The organism is Streptomyces sp. NBC_01463, assembly GCA_036227345.1.
GTDB lineage: Bacteria > Actinomycetota > Actinomycetes > Streptomycetales > Streptomycetaceae > Streptomyces.
On the sequence record CP109468.1, the window covers coordinates 3,281,105 to 3,296,920 of the forward strand.

A 15,816-nucleotide genomic window follows, 5' to 3' on the forward strand; every position below is an offset into this window, starting at 1 on the left:
CCCTCCGGCGCCGCCTTGACGCCCGAACGGCCCCCAGGACGTACACAGGATGTGCACATTCCGGTCACCGGCGGCCGCCCGCGGGCCCGGCCGCCTGTGTCCGCAGGAGCCGCAGGGGCCGGATATGGGACAACAACTGACCTGATGGGCCGGTAGCTTGCGCAGCATGACGAGACGCACCCCGACCGCGGCCTGGTCCGGAGCGAACACCCGCCGGATGGAGCGCCAGGGCCTGGCCGTCCCGCTCGCCGCAGCCCCGGCCGGCATCGTCGAGTCGATGCCCGCCGCGCACGCCCAGGTCCTGTCCGCCGCCGAGCTCTCCGTGGGGCTGCGGAGCCGCGAGCTGACCCGCGCCGACGTGCGCAAGGCGCTGTGGACGGACCGCACCCTGGTCAAGACCTTCGGGCCGCGCGGCACGGTCCATCTGGTGTCAGCGGCCGAACTCGATCTGTGGACGGGCGCGTTGTCCGCCCTGCCAGTGGGCCGCAGCGCCCACCCGGAAGGCGTACGGATGACGCCGGAGCAGACCGAGGAGGTGCTCGCCGCGATCGGAGAGGCGCTGACCGGTGCGGAGCTGACCGTCGACGAGCTCACCGACGCGGTCGTCGCCCGCGCCGGGGCCTGGGCCGGCGAGCCGGTGGTACCCGCCTTCCAGACGCTGTGGCCGCGCTGGCGGCAGGTGACACACCTGGCGTCCCACCGCGGGCTCCTCTCCTTCGGCCAGGACCGCGGCCGCAAGGTCACCTACACCCGGCCGGACGTCACCCCGCTCGACGGACCGGCCGCGCTCACCGCGCTCGTCCGCCGCTATCTGTACGCCTACGGCCCCGCCACCGCGCAGCACTTCGCCCGCTGGCTGGCGGTGTCCCCCCGCTGGGCCGCCGGCCTGTTCGCCCATCTGGCGGCGGACGGCACCATCGAGGAGGTGACGGACGAGGACGGCGGCACGGCCTGGGTAACGACCGGTGACACCGCCTTCCCCGCACGGCCGGTGCACGGGGTGCGGCTCCTCCCCTACTTCGACGCCTTCGTCATCGCCTCCCAGCCCCGCGAGAAGCTCTTCCCCGGCGCCGCGTACACCCGCGCGCTGGCGGGCGGCCAGGCGGGGAACTTCCCGGTGCTGCTGATCGACGGCACCGTGGCCGGGGTGTGGCACCAGCGCCGCTCGGGCCGGCGGATCGCGGTGACGGTGGAACCTCTCGCGCCGATGACCGCCGGGCAGCTCCAGGAGCTGGAGCAGCAGGTGGCACGGGTGGGCGAGGTACTGGAGGGGAAGCCGGAACTGACGGTGGGGAAGGTGACGGTGGGGGGCCACGCATAGGGCTCGCGCGCGGCCGGGGGGGCGGCGTTCGGGGCATCGCCTTTGGCTGCGCGCGGGGCTCTCGCGGTGTCGGGCGGCCGTGCCACCCTTGGTCCGTGACGATGCCCGCGCCCATCACCCCCGACGCCCCCGGTGACCTTCGCCGCCCGCTGCTCACCCAGCAGTGGCTCGATCTCTGCTTCGTGCACTGGGCCGCCGACCCGGAGACGGTGGCCGGGCTGCTGCCCGAAGGGACCGTTCCCGACACCGTCGACGGGGTCACGTACGTCGGACTGGTGGCCTTCCGCATGCACCGCGTCGGATGGCTCGGACTGCCGGGCGTGCCCTACCTCGGATCGTTCCCCGAGACCAACGTCCGCCTGTACTCCGTCGACGCCCGGGGACGGCGCGGAGTCGTCTTCCGGTCGATGGACGCGTCGCGGCTGATCCCCGTGGCTCTGGGCCGGGTCGGCTTCGGCCTGCCGTACGCATGGTCCCGGATGAGCATCGACACCACCGGCGACACCGTCACCTACACCAGCTCGCGCCGGATGCCCGGCCCGCGCGGGGCGCGCAGCCGCCTCACCGTACGCACCGGCGAACGCATCGAGTCACCGACCGAGTTGGAGTACTTCCTCACCGCCCGCTGGGGGCTGCACAACACGTTCCTCGGCTCGACGGCCTATCTGCCCAACGACCACCCGCGCTGGCCCCTGCACCGCGCCGAACTCCTCGCCTGCGAGGAGAACCTCATCGAGGCGGCGGGGCTGCCCGCCCCGTGCGGCGCCCCCGTCAGCGTCCTCTGCTCCCCCGGCGTCCCGGTCCGCCTCGGCCGCCCGGACAGATCCCGGGACCGGCCCGGGCCGCGCGCCGTCAGGTGGCCGCGGCCGCGCCCCGGTGCCCCCGGGTGAAACGGATGCCCACGGTGTCGCCGCCCGTCACCACGAAGCGGCCGCCCTCGCAGCGGATGACGGCCTCGTGCACCTCGCCGCGCTCGTCCCTGCGCTCCTCGGTGCACTGCACCGTCCAGCCGCCGTCGGGCGGCTGCGGCAGCCGCGCCATCGCGGCGAACTCCCACTGGGCGGCGGGCACGCACCAGTCGGGCAGCTGCGGCCAGGTGCCCGCCCCGACGTGCAAGGTGCCGTCGGACGCGCACGTCAGGACCACCGACTGACCGTCGGCCAGCAGGAAGGCGACCGCCTCCGGTTCCCCCATGCGCCCCTCGGGCCGGTAGAAGATGCCGAGGACGCCGACGACCCTGGCGCCCCTGAGCCATTCGGAGTTCCCCTGTCGCGGGCCGCGGGCCGCTTCCTCGTCGTTGCCGACCCTCATGGCCTGCTCCTTCCCCGTGCGCTCAGCGTCCAGAGTGCCATCCTTCGGGCGCGGGAAGGAGGTTCACCCTCACCCCGGTTTGCGGGCCTCGATCAGAAAACGGGTGGTGTGGGCGACGAACGGGCCTTCTGTCTCGATCCGGTGGTGCAACGCGGCAAGTTGCTCCCGGTACTGCCCGACGGTGAAGCCGGGCACCATCCAGATCACCTTCCGCAGGAAGTAGACGACCGCTCCGATGTCGAAGAACTCGGTACGCAGCCGCTCGAACCGCAGGTCGACGACGTCGAGCCCCGCCGCCTCGGCAGCGGCCCGTGCCTGTTCCGGATCGCGGCCGGCGCGCACCTCCGCGGGCTGCGGGCCGAGGAAGTACTCGACGAGTTCGAAGACACTGGCCGGGCCGACCTGCTGCGAGAAGTACGTACCGCCGGGGGCCAGGACCCGGGCGATCTCGTCCCACCATGTGGTCACCGGATGGCGGCTGACCACCAGGTCGAACGCCGCGTCACCGAACGGCAGCGGCGGCTTGTCCTCGTCGGCGACCACCACGGCACCGCGCGGATGCAGCAGGGCGGTGGCGCGGGCCACGTTCGGCGGCCAGCCCTCGGTGGCGACGGTCAGCGGCGGCAGCTCCGGCGCGGACGCGAGCACCTCACCGCCCCCGGTCTGGACGTCGAGCGCCGCACTCGCCCGGCCCAGGCGCTCCGCCATGGCACGGGCGTAACCCCAGGAGGGCCGCTCCTCGGTGGCCCGGCCGTCCAGCCAGGAGAAGTCCCAGCCGGCCACGGACACGAAGTCCGCCTCGGCGACCAGGGCCTCGAAGCGGGCACGCTCCGCCGCGGCCGCCTGCACGTCATCGGGGGTATCGCTCATACGGGGATGGTCGCAGCCGGGCCCCTCCGGGCGCGACCGCAATACGGTGCCCCCGGCCCTGGAGCGGCCGAACGGCTCAGACGGCCAGGCCGCCGAACAGGATGCCCAGCAGCGCGCCCGCGATCATGAACGGGCCGAACGGGATGCCCGTCTTGCGCCCCGCCCGCCGCAACGCCACCAGCCCCAGCCCGTACACCGCACCGAACAGGAACCCGGCGAACCCGCCGACGAAGACGACCGGCCAGCCGTACCAGCCGAGCGTGACACCCAGCGACAGGGCGAGCTTCACGTCCCCGAAGCCCATCCCGTTCGGGTTGATGAGGAACAGCACGAAGTAGAAGACACCGAGAGCGGCACCGCCGAACAGCGCGGACAGCCAGGCACCGCCGTGCTCCGGCAGCAGCGCCGCGATCCCGAGGAGACCGGCGGCCGCCGCCGCGGCCGGCAGCGTCAGCCGGTCGGGCAGCCGGTGGACGCGCCGGTCGATCGCCGCGAGAAGCACCGCGACGGGGGCCAGCAGCAGCCACACGACGAGCTCGGGACGCGTCCCGGTCGTCGCGGCGAGCGCGGCACAGCCGAGGGCGGTGACGACGGGAGCGAGGAGATGCGGGGCGTACACGGCACCGGAGGCACCCCCGGACCCGTCGGCGGACGGCTCCTCGACGGGCTCGTCCTCCGGCCCGGCGGCGCTGCGCACGGAGACGGCCGCGCCCACCTCGGCGCAGGTCGCGCAGCGCGTGGAGCCCAGCCAGCCGCGGCCGCGCCCGGTGAGGGCGTGGCCGGCGGGGCAGGTGTCCCGCCATGCGTCGTCCGGTTCGACGGAGAACCGGTAGGCGGCGCGCGGGACCAGCAGTCCGGTCGCGGCACCCCAGAGGGCGGCGACCCCTATCAGCATGGCGTACACGGCATCGACCCTAGGCGGCCCGTGAGCACGGGTCATGGGCCCTGGGGCCCACTCCCGGCCGATACGGGCCCAGAGGCCGTCACCTGGCGCTACCGTCTTGGCCATGGCTCGATGGCGCAATGGAACAGGCACGCTGACGATCACGGACCGGGACGGGGAGCGGGAGACCGAGGTGCCGCTGCGGATAGCGGCCTCGTACCGGCACCGGACCCGGGGGCTGCTCGGTCAGGACGGTGTCGACGGGGCCCTGATGATCACGCCGTGCGGAAGCGTGCACTCCTTCCGGATGCGGTTCACGATCGATGTGGCCTACCTCGACCGGAAGTTCAACGTCGTGGCAGTCCACACGATGAAGCCCGGCCGGCTGGGGCTGCCCCGGCTGCGGGCCCGGCATGTGATCGAGTCGGAGGCCGGTGCGATGGCGGGGTGGGGGCTGCGGCCCGGTACGCAGGTGCGGATCACGCAGCCCGGCTGAAGGGGTGCGGGGTTCTGTGGTGCGGGGTTCCGTCCTCAATCGCCGGACGGGCTTGGGTGCGGGTCCCCCGCGAGGTTCGCCTCTGTCCGGTGGGTGGGGGTGGGGGCCCTCCGGGGCGTCTCCTCAAAAACTGGCGTGGCAACCGGAGACGTTGCGGGGGCCGGGTAGTACGCCATTTTTCTGCGGGGACCCCCCTGCACGCCCCCACCCGGCCCGCCATGCGTCTGAACGCCGACGGTACGAACGCCGCAGACGCAAGGCGGCCGGGTCCGGGGCCGTGCAGGGGAGTCCCCGCAGGACGACGAACGGATACCGGGGTTCGTTCGCGTGGGACTGGAAACGTTCGTCGTTTGAGGAGACGCCCCGGAGGGGCCCCGGACCCCCACCCACCGGGCAGGCGCCCCCGGGTCGCGGAGCACCCGCACACACCAAGCCCGTCCGGCGATTGAGGACGGAACCCCGCCACCCGGACCGGGGCGACCAAGCCGCGGCAGACATAATCGGTCTTATGCCCCCCGCCCCCTCCTCCCAGGTCACCCCCGCGCTCGGTGCGTACGCCGCGGTGCGGGTCGTCGGGCTCGTCGTGTTCTGGGTCGCCGCTTCGGCGGACGGGAAGGACGCGCTGCATCTGCTCTCGGAGCGCTGGGACTCCGTCTGGTACCAGCGGGTCGCCGAGAACGGGTACGGGTACTCGGTCACGCTCCCGGACGGGGGCGTCCACTCCGATCTCGCCTTCTTCCCGCTGCTGCCCGCGCTGGAGCGCGGCATCGCGGCGGTGACACCGTTCGGCCTCGCCGGCGCCGGGCTGCTGGTCGCGTGGGTGGCCGGGCTGATCGCCGCCTGGGGGATCTTCGCGGTCGGGGCGCGGTTGTACGGGAACCGGGCGGGGGTGCTGCTGGCCGCGCTGTGGGGCGTGTACCCGACGGCGTTCGTCCAGTCGATGGCGTACACCGAAACCCTGTTCACCGCGCTCGCCGCCTGGTCGCTGTACGCCGTGCTGACCCGGCGGTGGATCGTGGCGGGCGCGCTGTGCGTGCTCGCCGGGCTGACCCGGCCCTCCGCCGCCGCGCTGATCGCCGCGCTCGCGATCACCGCCGCCGTCACCCTCGTACGGGAGTACCGGGCGGGTGCCACCGACGGCATCGTCCGCCGCAACGGCCGCATGCTGCTCGGGGTGGCCATCGCGCCGCTCGGCTGGCTCGGGTACGTGGTGTTCGTCGCGGTGCGCGAGGGCAGCGCGTTCGCCTACTTCGACGTCCAGGCGCAGTGGGGCAACAGCATCGACGGCGGCGCGGCGCTCGCGTCGTTCATCGTCGGCCTGCCGCTGCCCGGCATGCTCGGGCTGTGCGCGGCGCTGGCCGCGCTGGGCTGGCTGGTGTCGTTGTGCGTGCGGCAGCGCCAGCCGCTGCCCGTGCTCGTGTACGGGATCGCCGTCGTCGTCATCTCGCTGATCGGCTCCGGGTACTTCGGGTCACGGCCCCGGCTGATGATGCCGGCCTTCCCGCTGCTGCTGCCGCCCGCCGTCGCGCTGGCCGGGGTGCGTTCCACGGCCCGTACGGTGGCCGTCGTCGCCGTGCTCGCCGTGGCGTCGGCGGCGTACGGTGCCTGGACGCTGCTCGGGTCGGGACCGCCGTGACTTGGGCCCGTGGGCCCAAGCAACCTGCGGGTCCGGGTTGTTACCGTGCAGAGTCCCTGCGGGAACGGCATCGGCGGGAGCGGTCAGTGAAGAAGGCACGTACGGCAGTCATGGCGGCCACCACAGCAGTGCTCTGTCTGGCGGCGGTCGCCTGCGGGCCGGACGGGAAGAAGTCCGAGCCGGACGGCGGCAAGGCCGCGGGCACGCCCTCGAAGCCGGCCGCGAGCAAGTCCGCCGCCCCCTCTCCCACCTCGACCCCCACCAGCAGCGGCGAGGTCCTCGACAAGGCCGGGCTTGCCCGGGTCGCGCTGACCACCGGTGAGGTGGCGGCGTACGAGGTCACGCCCATGCAGGGCGGCGACGAGACGGGTACGGAGCGGTCCGAGAACAAGGACTGCCGGCCCCTCGTGGCCGTGATCAACGGCGCGCCCGAGCCCGCCCCTGCCGCCACCGTCTTCCGTACCGTCATGGACAAGTCGGAGGAGGGCCGGGACGACCAGACGGTCGTCACCGAGATCCTCACCTCGCACGCCGAGGACTCCGCGCAGCAGCTGATGCGCGGGGTGCGGGACGCGGTGCGGGCCTGCGCGGGTGGGTTCCGCACGTCGAGCGAGGACGGCCCGTCCACGTACACCGAGGTCAAGCAGCTTCCGCTGCCGCCGGCCGGGCAGGAGAGCATCGCCTACCAGGTGACCGGGAGCATCGAGGGCGACAAGGTGCCGCTGGTCTTCCAGCTGGTGCGGACCGGGTCGACCGTGGTGACCTTCTATGTGGCCGACTTCGTGACGGCGAAGACCCCGGAGCTGCCGGCCGGACTCGTGGCCGCCCAGGCCGCGAAGCTGCCCTGACGCTCACCCCTCGCGCAGGACCACATCGGCGGCGAGGGCTGCTCCCGCCTCGTCGTACAGCTCCAGCCAGCGCTGTTCGTCCGCCGCGTTGCCGGCTCTGATGCCGAACGTCCAGGTGGGGTCGAGGAACAGCGTGGTCCCGCCCTCGAAGTCGAGGGCCAGGCAGGTGCAGACGTCCGGGCCCGCGCCCGGTGCGCGGTAGACGCGCAGCCCGGTGCAGTGCAGCCTGTCGCGGCCGTCCCCGAAGTGCTGCTGGCCGTAGCTCGCGACGATGACCTCGTCCTCGGCGTCCGTGAACAGGTCGATGCCGCTCCAGTCGATGCGGTCCACCACCGAGGTGGACAGCCGGTCGAACTGGCCCACCGACTCGAACCGCAGCAGCCCCTCGTCCAGCCGGAGCCAGACGACGAGGGGATGCGGGCGGAACTCGGGTACGTCGTCGTCCCGGTCCAGGAACCCCGGGAGGAGGACGTCGCGGACGGCGTGGTCGCGCAACGCCTTCTCGGCCGTCTGCCAACCGCTCATGTCCGCTCCCCGCTCCGGCCGGCTACTTGACCGGCACCTTCTTGGTGATCTGGATGCCGGTGTCCATGCCCTCGCCGCTCTTGAGCGCGGTCCAGAAGTCACCGTTCTCCTTGAGGACGATCGTGACGCCCTTGCCACGATAGATCAGTCCCTCGGGCTGGCCCTTCTTCAGCGTGCCCTTGCCGACCAGCTTGAACGTGCCGTCCTTGATCGCGTTGGCGATGTCCGTGCGGAACTGCGGGCCGTTCTCCTTGAGCTTCTTGTACTTGGTGCCCAGCGCGTCCTCGACCAGCTTCTTGTGATCCCGGAAGTGGTCCTTGAACTTCTTCGGGTCGCCTTCGCCCACGTCGGGCTTGTTGGCGGCCTCGACCTCTTCGGGCGACATGTCGCAGTCGTTGTTGTGGACGAGTGCGGTCGCGGGGCCGATGCCCACGTAGTAGGTGTGCACGCCTGCGACCGTGAGGTCGTACGTCGTCTGGCGTTGCGTGTAGCGGGTGACTCCGGTGACGGTCAGCGTGGAGCCGGTGTCCGTGCGCAGGGCGTCGCCGCGGCCGATGTCGCCCGCGTCCGTCCAGCGGTCCTCGCCGGTCAGCCAGAACGGGTGGGTGTCCGTGGCGGTCAGCCCGGCCGACGCCCCGCCGGTCCGTACGGTCAGCCGGGTGAAGTGCTTGTCGTCGTACGTGGTGATGGTGCGCTCGACCCGGCGGGCCGCGGTCCGGCCGGTCAGCGGGTCGGTGGCGGTCACCAGGTCGCCGGGGCGTACGGCCTCGATGGACACGGTGCGGCCGTCGGCGAGGAGGACCGGGGTGCCCGCCAGGAAGCTGTGCTTCGCCGGGCAGGTGGTCGGCTTCTTCTCGTCGGGTTTGTCGTCCTTCTTGGGCTTCTTGGCGTCGTCGAGTTTCTTTCCGGCGTCCTCGAGGGCCTTCTCGGCGTCCTTGACCTTCTTCCGGCTCTTGATGAGCCCCTTCAGGCCGTCGTAGAGGTCCCCGCCGTGCTTCTTGAGGGCCTGGATGAGCTTGTAGGCCTTCTTCCACTTCCAGGGGGCCCCGTACTTCGCGGCGAGTTTCCCGACCGCGCCGCCGATCAGACTGAGCAGGATGTTGATGAGGGTCTCGGTGCAGGCACCCATGTCGCCCTTGGTGATGCAGTCCAGGGCGTCGGTGATGCCGAGTTCGTCGGCGAGGATCTTGGCGAGTTCCTTGGCGGCTTCGATCGCCTTGTCGCTGTTGGACTTCTCGTCCTTCTGCGCGTCCTGAAGGTCCTTCAGGGCCTTGTCGTAGTCGATCTGCGCGGGGGACTTGTCCGAGCCGTCGGGGTTCTTGTCCGAGGCCGGGTCGCCGTCGCCGGCGGCGTTCGTCCCGCCGTCCTGCGCCTGTGAGCCGCCGCCACCGCAGTCGCCGCCCCCGGTGACCTTGCAGACCTCGACACCGAACTTCTTCGCCAGGTCCGGCCCCACGCCCGTGGCCAGCAGCGCACCCACGATGGCCACGACCACCAGGGTCAGGCCCACGTACTCCAGCGCACCCTGGCCCCGGTCACGCCGCCCCCGCGCCGCCCACGGCAGCCGCACACCCGTGCGCGGCACGGCACGCCGCACACTGCGACGCACCCCGCGAACCCGACGACGCAAATCCCCCATGGATGCCATAGGCAGACCGTAACGACCGTCGCCGCCGGGCGTCTTGGGCCCTCGGACCCAAATACCGCCCACCGGGCGGGCGTTCCGGTGGCCTGGGCCCGAACTTGGGGCCAAGGGCCCAGGTCACAGCCCTTTTACCGCCGTACGCTCTCGCCACACCCGGATTCGGCAGTGCGGGAACAGACAGCGGTACAGGCGTCGGAGAGGGAGAACCGTGAACGGTGGCAGCGGCTGGGAGAACGGAAGCGCGGGGCACCGGCCCCCGGGGCACGGTCCCGGCCGGACCAGAGCGGGCGGCTCCGGCGGAAGAGGCGCCGCGGTGTTCGCGCTGGCCCGCAGCTGGGTCACCGGCGCCGTCGTGCACATCATCGCCGGGTACGTGATCTCCCGCGGGCTCGTCGACATGCTGGCCACCGACGAACGCCTCGACGTGTTCACCTGGCGGCTCGGGCTGCAGCACGTGCCGGCCGTGTTCACCACCGTGCTGGCCGTGCTGGCCGCCGCCCGCGTCCTCCCCGAGGAGCAGCGCGACTCGCGCCTGCTGTACCTGTCGGCCGCCCTGGGCGCCCCGCTCGCCGCACTCGGCTACGGGTACGCGGTGCTGTGGGACGTCTCCGGCATGGAGGGCTTCCTGATGCCCGTCGTCACCCTGGCGACGGGGGCTGCGGTCGGCCTGTCCGTCGACCGGCTGATGGAGGACACGGACCCGGAGCCCGTGCAGGCCGCACCGTACTTCTGGCGGGACGGCGGCGCCGGGGCCACGGACTATCTCGGGGGCATCAGCGTGGCCGCCGGTGTCGTCGCGGTGCTGGCCGGCACCGGGGTCGGCGGCTGAGACATCGTTGTCCGGGGCGCCGTCCAGGCGCCCGGCACGGCCGGCAGGGGCTCACGTCCCTGCCGGCCGTGCGCGTCGGCTACCGGTTGGGCACGTCGCTCCCGTAGACCACCCAGGGCGACTGCTCGAAGGAGCTCACCCCGGACAACTGCGGCTGTACGGAGGCTATTTCGGGCCGGACGGCGAGGGTGTCCGGCCAGTGGTCGAAGTACACCGTCCCCTGCTCGATGAACCCCCTCCAGTCGGTCGCCGCCGACGCGCCCTCGCGGTCGACGACGAAGCCGACACAGAGCACCGACGCCCGCCCGATCGCCTCCCGCACCGCGCGGACGACCGTCTCCCGCTCGTCCCGGCTCAGGCCGCCGAGCAGGAAGCGCAGTGCGACCGTGCCGTCGTCGGTCCGCCGGACCCGGGCGGGGACCTCCGCGCCGCTGCCGAGCCAGAGCAGGAAGTCGACCTGGTCCAGGCGTTGCAGGCCGGCCAGGAGCACGAGCTGGTCCCGTGTCACCCAGGACTGGGTCTCGGTGTGCTGGGCGACGCGGGACCGGCCCGTGTTCCCGGCGGGGTGGGGTGCGGCGTACTGGGGTCCGGAGCCGGTCAGCGTGATGCGCCGGGTGACCGGGTGATCGGGGCGCACCCCCGCCGCCTCCAGGTCGCCGAGCAGCGACTCCGCATCGGGGCGGTTCCAGCCCAGGTGGTACGAGTAGAAGAATCCGTCACTCATCGACACGTCACCTCATGAAGAAAAGTCTGGGCACCCCGAAGTCACCCGGGCGCATGCCGGGATGAGAGGTGACCGCCCTGCTGGTCAGGTAGAGCGTGAGGAACCTTGTGCACGCGAGTGCACCGACCCGGTCGCCTGTCGGCGGCATCACGGGGCGGGGCGGCTCACGGTCGGTCATCACGAGCGTAATGAGCGATGTGCGCCGGTGCGTGGGCCCACGGACCCACGGGCGGACCCCAATGGGCGGGAAAGCGGAGGCCGGTGAGCCGTAGCATCGGCGCATGCGAAGGCAGACGAGGGGTTCCGGCATGACGGCATGGGTCCAACCGGTTTGCGGCGAGGCGCTGTTGGCGCGTGCGGACGGTGTGCGGCGCACCTACGCCGAGGCCTTCGCCGGCCCGCCGTGGCACGAGGACCCGGCCATGGCCGACGGCTATGCGGAACGGCTGGCCCGGGACACCGCGCGCCCCGGCTTCGTGGCCGCGCTGGCGCTGAGCGGGGACGGGGACGGGGATGGGAGCGGGGATGGGGATGGGAGCGGCGGCGCTGTGGTGGGGTTCGTGACCGCCTGGACCACGCCCGCGCCCTTTCCCGCCGACCGCGGCTACGCGCGCGTCGCCGCCGCGCTGGGCGCCGGGCGGACCGCGGACTGGCTCGTCGGCGCGCTCGAAGTGGACGAGCTCGCGCTCAGCCCCGGCGCCCGCGGGAGCGGTCTCGCGGCGGAGCTGCTGGAATCCGTCACCGCCCGGGCACCGGAGGGCCGTTGCTGGCTGCTCACCTCGGTCCGGGCCGAGCCCGCGGTGCGTCTGTACCGGCGGCTCGGCTGGCGCCAGGCGCTCGGCCCGTCAACGGGCTCGGACGTCGTCGTGTTCCTCGGGCCGCGGCACCCCGGGCGGCCCGACACGGCGGACGGCCTTTAAACGATGGACAGGGGCCCTGCCACCGGCGATCGTGTACGGCGATGACACGCACCGATTCACCTGACGCCTGGGACGAGCGCACCCAGCTGACCACCTTCCTCGACTACACCCGCGCCACCGCGCTGGCCAAGTGCGAGGGGCTCTCGCAGGAGGACGCGGTCAAGGCGCCGCTGCCCGGTTCTCCCCTGATGACCCTCGCGGGTCTCGTCAACCATCTCCGCTGGGTGGAGTACTTCTGGTTCGAGGTCCAGTTCCTCGGCGGGGAGGACAAGGGCCCGTGGACGGACGAGGACCCCGACCGCGAGATGCGCATCGCGGTCGACATGCCGCTCGCCGACGTGCTGTCGGAGTACGAGGCGCAGAGCGCCCGCTACCGGGAGCTCGTCGCGGCCCATGATCTGGACACCCCGGCCAAGAACCCGCGCAGGGACGGCCGGCACCCCGATCTGCGCTGGATCGTGCACCACCTCATCGAGGAGACCGCCCGGCACAACGGCCACATCGACATCATCCGCGAGATCGTCGACGGCACGACGGGCGACTAGACACCCCCGGGGGCTTGACTTCGGTCCTGATCCGCTTCCTGGCCCCGGGACGTGGGTACGGCACCGTCCGGAACACCGCGCCGCGCCCGGTTCAGCTCGACGTTGAACTGGGCGCCGGTCAGCAGCGCCAGGTTGGTGAACCACACCCAGATCAGGAACACCACCAGCCCGGCCAGTGACCCGTACAGCCTGCTGTACGAGCCGATGTACGTCGCGTACAGCGCGAATCCCGCCGAGGCCACCAGCCACAGCAGCGCCGCCAGCACCCCGCCCGGCAGGGCCCTCCGGGTGCCGCGCGCGGACGCCGGTCCGGTCCGGAAGAGGACCATGATCAGGCACGCGACCAGGCAGAGGAGCACGGGCCACTTCAGGACCGCCCACACCGCGTCCCCCAGATGCGCGAGCCCCATCCGGTGTCCGAGCCAGCGGGCCAGCGGCCCCGAGAGGACGAGCGCGAACGCGCTGGTCATCAGGAGCAGCAGCAGCCCGATCGCGGAGACGACGATGATGTGCGCCTTGCGCAGGGCGGGCCGGTTGTCCGGCACCCCGTGCATCGCGTGCAGCGCCCGCCGGAAGACGGCCAGATAGCTGGAGGCGGACCAGACCGCGCTGACGGTCCCGGTCGCGACGAGCAGCCAGACCGCGGTGCGCTGCTGGGTGGCGGCCTCCAGCGGCTGTCGCAGCGCGGCACCGGACTCCGCCGGGGCGAAGGCGGTGATGTCGGAGATGAGCGCGTCCGTGGCGCGCGGATTGGCCAGCCCGATGACGGACACCGTCACCAGGAGCGCGGGGAGCAGCGCGAGGATGGCGTAGTAGGTGAGGGCCGCGGCCCAGTCCGACAGGTCGTCGTTCCACAGGGAGACGGGTGTCCGCCTCAGTGCGAGGGGCCACTTCCGTCCCCGGCCGGGGCCCTCGGCCGGGGTGCCGGTTCCCGGGCGGCCCGTCTCGGGGCAGCCGTCCGTGCGGGGCGGTGGCCCGGCGGCGATACCGCTGATTCTGCTGAACACGGATGAGGCTCCGGGGAGGTAGAGGGGCTGTAGGGGCTCGGCACGGTCGGGTGTCTCCCGCGGAGAAGCCGCGGGAGGCGGAGGGGGACGCCGTGTGCTGCCCTTCCTCTTCTGCTCCGGTTCACGTCCGGTACACCCGGTTCCTCCGGATGGCGGGCGCAGCTGACGCCCGCATGGCGTACTCCCCGCCCCGGCCGGGCGCCGGGAGCCCGGCGCCACTGTCGGACCCCCGCCGTACGCTCCCCGTATGAGCGTCTCTCTCTACTACAACGCGCACCGGCCGGCACCGCTGACCGATGCCGAGTCCGCGTCCGTCGCACGCGTCGTTGCCGCGCGCACGGCGTCGTTCCCCTACGACGACGAGGAAAGCCTGTACGTGTACGAGCGGGACGCGGGCACGGCGCAGGAGATCCTCGCCGGGTCCACCAAGATGCCGTTCGATCCGGGTCGGCTGATGCCGGTGATCGCCCATGTGCTGGATTCCGTGACGGAGCTGCGCCGGGCACTGCCGGATGCGGAGTGGCGGGTGCACATGGACGACCTCGACGTCCCGTGGGACGAGGCGGAGGGCTACGCCCTGCCGGGGATGCGTGACGAGGACCTGATCGCCGAGCTGTCGGCGGCCCACGGCGAGGACGGGCTGCCGGGATGAGCGAGGGCGGCGCGGGAGGACCGGCGGGTCCGTCGCCGGAACAGCGGGGGCTCATCGCGTTCGGTGAGGCGTTGTACCGGCGCACCGCTCCGGACGCCGATCTCGGTCATGTGCTGCTGCCCGAGGACGATGCGGTGGCTGTCGTGCACCGGGTGCGGGGCGGCGGGAGCATCCTGGTGGCGGCCGACCGTTCGGTGCTGTTCTTCGGCTCGGCGCGCGACATCGGGGCCGCGCTGACCGACTTCCGGGCCGGGGTGCGCACCCCGGTGGAGCGGTTCGGCTAAAGGCTGTCCCGCAATTCCTGGTGGATCAGCGCGCGGCGTCAGATGCGGTGCATCGCAAGGCGGAGGGATGCCTGAATACTGGATGTATTCAGGCATTCCGACAACGCGGCGAGGTGCCGTAGCTGTCGTCGCGCGCCCGCCAGGAATTGCGGGACAGCCCTTAGGGCCTGTCCGGCGCGGCCGGACCGCCTCATCGCCTCCGGTAGTGGCCGGCGACGGCGGCGAACGCGGCCTTGGGCTCCCAGGGCAGTCCGGGGTAGGTGGTGCCCTCGCGGTTCTCCAGGACCTTGACGATGCCGTAGCTCGCCCGGTCCAGATCGTCGCGGGGGTCGCCGTCGGGGCGGTGCACGTGGTCGTACAGGGCGAACGTGAAGACGAAGGCGCTGTCGATGCCGCCGGCCTCGAAGGCGTCCAGCAGCTCGCGCAGATACGCGGCCTGGCCGGCCTCGTCGCGCTCGTGGACCCCGTCCAGCCGGAGGGGCCCTCCGGCCGCGTCGTACTCGACGACCTCCAGACCGCGTGCGCCCCGGTCGCCCGCGCCGACGTAGCAGGCGGAGCCGAACTCGGTGACGGCCACCGGCTTCCCCTGCGCGACCAGATCGCGCACGCCGTCGGCGAACCGGTCGGCGACCTCGGCCGAGCGGTAGAGGTCGAGGGACACGAGGTCGAAGGGGGTCCAGTCGACGCCTTCGAGCGGTACGGCCGCGTACGTCACCCGGCCGCCGAACCGCGCGCGGACGACCTCCGCGGCCTCGCGGAGGAAGTCGTTGACGCGCACGCCGAGCTCACCGAGGACCGTGCGCAGGCGGTCCGGTCGGCTCAGCAGGCCGACCCGGTCCTGCGTGCTGTCGCCGGGCAGGAAGCCCTTGTTCATCAGGCTCAGTTCGGCGCCGGTGACGAACACGACGTCGGCGCCCCGCAGCCGTATCCGCTCCGCCCGCTCGGCGCAGTCGGCGAAGAGCGCCAGCATCTCGTCGGTGGTCAGCTCCAGCGGATAGGGCGAGAACCAGACCTCCAGGCCGAGCTCGGCGGCGTACGAGGCGGCGAACTCCACCCGGTCCGGATCGCCGCCCATCACGCGGACCGCGTTGCAGTGCAGGTCGTCACGGATGATGCGCAGCTCGCGCCGGACCGTGTCCGGCTCGAAATGCCTGCGGGAGGTGGCCCCGTCCCTGACGAAGCCGGTGTCGTAGCTGATACCTCTGGCGCGCATGCGCCGCCTCCACTCGTCGGGAACGCTTACGGTACGGACCGTACCTTAATTTTCGCTCACCGGGGCCGGACAGCAGAATGGGAAGGTACGGGCAGTACCGACGGAGG

Annotated in this window: 18 protein-coding genes; 10 read left to right on the forward strand and 8 right to left on the reverse strand. The window is 72.4% G+C overall.

What is annotated here, in order from left to right:
- The first annotated feature begins 166 nt into the window (after positions 1–166).
- Both OG521_14265 and OG521_14270 read left to right on the forward strand, forming a co-directional pair.
- A complete protein-coding gene (locus OG521_14265; protein ID WUW21887.1) occupies positions 167–1,321 on the forward strand; it encodes a winged helix DNA-binding domain-containing protein in 1,155 nt (384 codons plus the stop codon).
- A gap of 95 nt (positions 1,322–1,416) precedes the next feature.
- The gene (locus tag OG521_14270) at positions 1,417–2,211 is read left to right on the forward strand and encodes a DUF2071 domain-containing protein (GenBank protein ID WUW21888.1); all 795 of its coding nucleotides are present in this window, start codon (positions 1,417–1,419) and stop codon (positions 2,209–2,211) included.
- Here OG521_14270 and OG521_14275 read toward each other — a convergent pair.
- The 3 genes from OG521_14275 to OG521_14285 form a co-directional block, all read right to left on the reverse strand.
- A complete protein-coding gene (locus OG521_14275) occupies positions 2,174–2,632 on the reverse strand; it encodes a hypothetical protein (protein WUW21889.1) in 459 nt (152 codons plus the stop codon). The genes OG521_14270 and OG521_14275 overlap by 38 nt on opposite strands.
- A gap of 69 nt (positions 2,633–2,701) precedes the next feature.
- Entirely contained in the window at positions 2,702–3,502 is an 801-nt protein-coding gene (locus OG521_14280) for a class I SAM-dependent methyltransferase (protein ID WUW21890.1), read from the reverse strand.
- Between the two features lie 76 nt (positions 3,503–3,578).
- Positions 3,579–4,406 carry an A24 family peptidase gene (locus OG521_14285; protein WUW21891.1) on the reverse strand — a complete coding sequence of 276 codons (828 nt, stop codon included), beginning with the start codon at positions 4,404–4,406 and terminating at the stop codon, positions 3,579–3,581.
- Between the two features lie 103 nt (positions 4,407–4,509).
- Here OG521_14285 and OG521_14290 point away from each other — a divergent pair, with 103 nt between their 5' ends.
- From OG521_14290 to OG521_14300, 3 genes are all read left to right on the forward strand, one after another.
- Positions 4,510–4,881 carry a DUF192 domain-containing protein gene (locus tag OG521_14290; protein WUW21892.1) on the forward strand — a complete coding sequence of 124 codons (372 nt, stop codon included), beginning with the start codon at positions 4,510–4,512 and terminating at the stop codon, positions 4,879–4,881.
- A 508-nt stretch (positions 4,882–5,389) separates the two neighbouring features.
- Positions 5,390–6,517 (forward strand): glycosyltransferase family 39 protein, encoded by a 1,128-nt coding sequence (locus OG521_14295; protein ID WUW21893.1) that lies wholly within the window; start codon positions 5,390–5,392, stop codon positions 6,515–6,517.
- Positions 6,518–6,603: 86 nt separating this feature from the next.
- Positions 6,604–7,365, forward strand: coding sequence for a hypothetical protein (locus OG521_14300; GenBank protein WUW21894.1), 762 nt, complete (start codon positions 6,604–6,606; stop codon positions 7,363–7,365).
- Between the two features lie 3 nt (positions 7,366–7,368).
- Here OG521_14300 and OG521_14305 read toward each other — a convergent pair whose 3' ends face one another.
- Both OG521_14305 and OG521_14310 read right to left on the reverse strand, forming a co-directional pair.
- Positions 7,369–7,890 carry a hypothetical protein gene (locus tag OG521_14305; GenBank protein ID WUW21895.1) on the reverse strand — a complete coding sequence of 174 codons (522 nt, stop codon included), beginning with the start codon at positions 7,888–7,890 and terminating at the stop codon, positions 7,369–7,371.
- Positions 7,891–7,912: 22 nt separating this feature from the next.
- Entirely contained in the window at positions 7,913–9,499 is a 1,587-nt protein-coding gene (locus tag OG521_14310) for an HINT domain-containing protein (GenBank protein WUW21896.1), read from the reverse strand.
- Between the two features lie 244 nt (positions 9,500–9,743).
- On the opposite strand from OG521_14310, the gene OG521_14315 reads away from it, so the two are divergent.
- A complete protein-coding gene (locus tag OG521_14315; protein WUW21897.1) occupies positions 9,744–10,364 on the forward strand; it encodes a hypothetical protein in 621 nt (206 codons plus the stop codon).
- A gap of 79 nt (positions 10,365–10,443) precedes the next feature.
- On the opposite strand, the gene OG521_14320 is transcribed toward OG521_14315, so the two are convergent.
- On the reverse strand, positions 10,444–11,088 hold the full coding sequence (locus tag OG521_14320) for a hypothetical protein (GenBank protein ID WUW21898.1): 645 nt from the start codon (positions 11,086–11,088) through the stop codon (positions 10,444–10,446).
- Between the two features lie 308 nt (positions 11,089–11,396).
- On the opposite strand from OG521_14320, the gene OG521_14325 reads away from it, so the two are divergent.
- Positions 11,397–12,008, forward strand: a complete 612-nt coding sequence (locus OG521_14325) for a GNAT family N-acetyltransferase (GenBank protein ID WUW21899.1) — start codon at positions 11,397–11,399, stop codon at positions 12,006–12,008.
- A gap of 41 nt (positions 12,009–12,049) precedes the next feature.
- Complete coding sequence (locus tag OG521_14330; GenBank protein ID WUW21900.1) at positions 12,050–12,553, forward strand: DinB family protein; 504 nt, start codon at positions 12,050–12,052, stop codon at positions 12,551–12,553.
- On the opposite strand, the gene OG521_14335 is transcribed toward OG521_14330, so the two are convergent.
- Positions 12,550–13,560, reverse strand: a complete 1,011-nt coding sequence (locus OG521_14335) for a YihY/virulence factor BrkB family protein (GenBank protein WUW21901.1) — start codon at positions 13,558–13,560, stop codon at positions 12,550–12,552. The genes OG521_14330 and OG521_14335 overlap by 4 nt on opposite strands.
- Positions 13,561–13,807: 247 nt before the next feature.
- On the opposite strand from OG521_14335, the gene OG521_14340 reads away from it, so the two are divergent.
- Together OG521_14340 and OG521_14345 are read left to right on the forward strand one after the other, a co-directional pair.
- Positions 13,808–14,212, forward strand: coding sequence for a hypothetical protein (locus tag OG521_14340; GenBank protein ID WUW21902.1), 405 nt, complete (start codon positions 13,808–13,810; stop codon positions 14,210–14,212).
- A complete protein-coding gene (locus OG521_14345; GenBank protein ID WUW21903.1) occupies positions 14,209–14,496 on the forward strand; it encodes a hypothetical protein in 288 nt (95 codons plus the stop codon). Before OG521_14340 ends, OG521_14345 begins: the two co-directional genes overlap by 4 nt.
- A 190-nt stretch (positions 14,497–14,686) precedes the next feature.
- Here the strand turns inward: OG521_14345 and OG521_14350 are convergent, their stop codons facing one another.
- Positions 14,687–15,709, reverse strand: a complete 1,023-nt coding sequence (locus OG521_14350; GenBank protein WUW21904.1) for a hypothetical protein — start codon at positions 15,707–15,709, stop codon at positions 14,687–14,689.
- Positions 15,710–15,816 lie beyond the last annotated feature (107 nt).

Excerpts from the sequence above, each read along its gene's own strand:
- OG521_14340 (WUW21902.1), top strand. The coding sequence starts at position 13,808 with ATGAGCGTCTCTCTCTACTACAACGCGCACCGGCCGGCACCGCTGACC.
- OG521_14280 (WUW21890.1), bottom strand. The coding sequence starts at position 3,502 with ATGAGCGATACCCCCGATGACGTGCAGGCGGCCGCGGCGGAGCGTGCC.
- OG521_14350 (WUW21904.1), bottom strand. The coding sequence starts at position 15,709 with ATGCGCGCCAGAGGTATCAGCTACGACACCGGCTTCGTCAGGGACGGG.
- OG521_14275 (WUW21889.1), bottom strand. The coding sequence starts at position 2,632 with ATGAGGGTCGGCAACGACGAGGAAGCGGCCCGCGGCCCGCGACAGGGG.
- OG521_14345 (WUW21903.1), top strand. The coding sequence starts at position 14,209 with ATGAGCGAGGGCGGCGCGGGAGGACCGGCGGGTCCGTCGCCGGAACAG.
- OG521_14330 (WUW21900.1), top strand. The coding sequence starts at position 12,050 with ATGACACGCACCGATTCACCTGACGCCTGGGACGAGCGCACCCAGCTG.
- OG521_14295 (WUW21893.1), top strand. The coding sequence starts at position 5,390 with ATGCCCCCCGCCCCCTCCTCCCAGGTCACCCCCGCGCTCGGTGCGTAC.
- OG521_14305 (WUW21895.1), bottom strand. The coding sequence starts at position 7,890 with ATGAGCGGTTGGCAGACGGCCGAGAAGGCGTTGCGCGACCACGCCGTC.
- OG521_14320 (WUW21898.1), bottom strand. The coding sequence starts at position 11,088 with ATGAGTGACGGATTCTTCTACTCGTACCACCTGGGCTGGAACCGCCCC.
- OG521_14290 (WUW21892.1), top strand. The coding sequence starts at position 4,510 with ATGGCTCGATGGCGCAATGGAACAGGCACGCTGACGATCACGGACCGG.
- OG521_14265 (WUW21887.1), top strand. The coding sequence starts at position 167 with ATGACGAGACGCACCCCGACCGCGGCCTGGTCCGGAGCGAACACCCGC.
- OG521_14325 (WUW21899.1), top strand. The coding sequence starts at position 11,397 with ATGACGGCATGGGTCCAACCGGTTTGCGGCGAGGCGCTGTTGGCGCGT.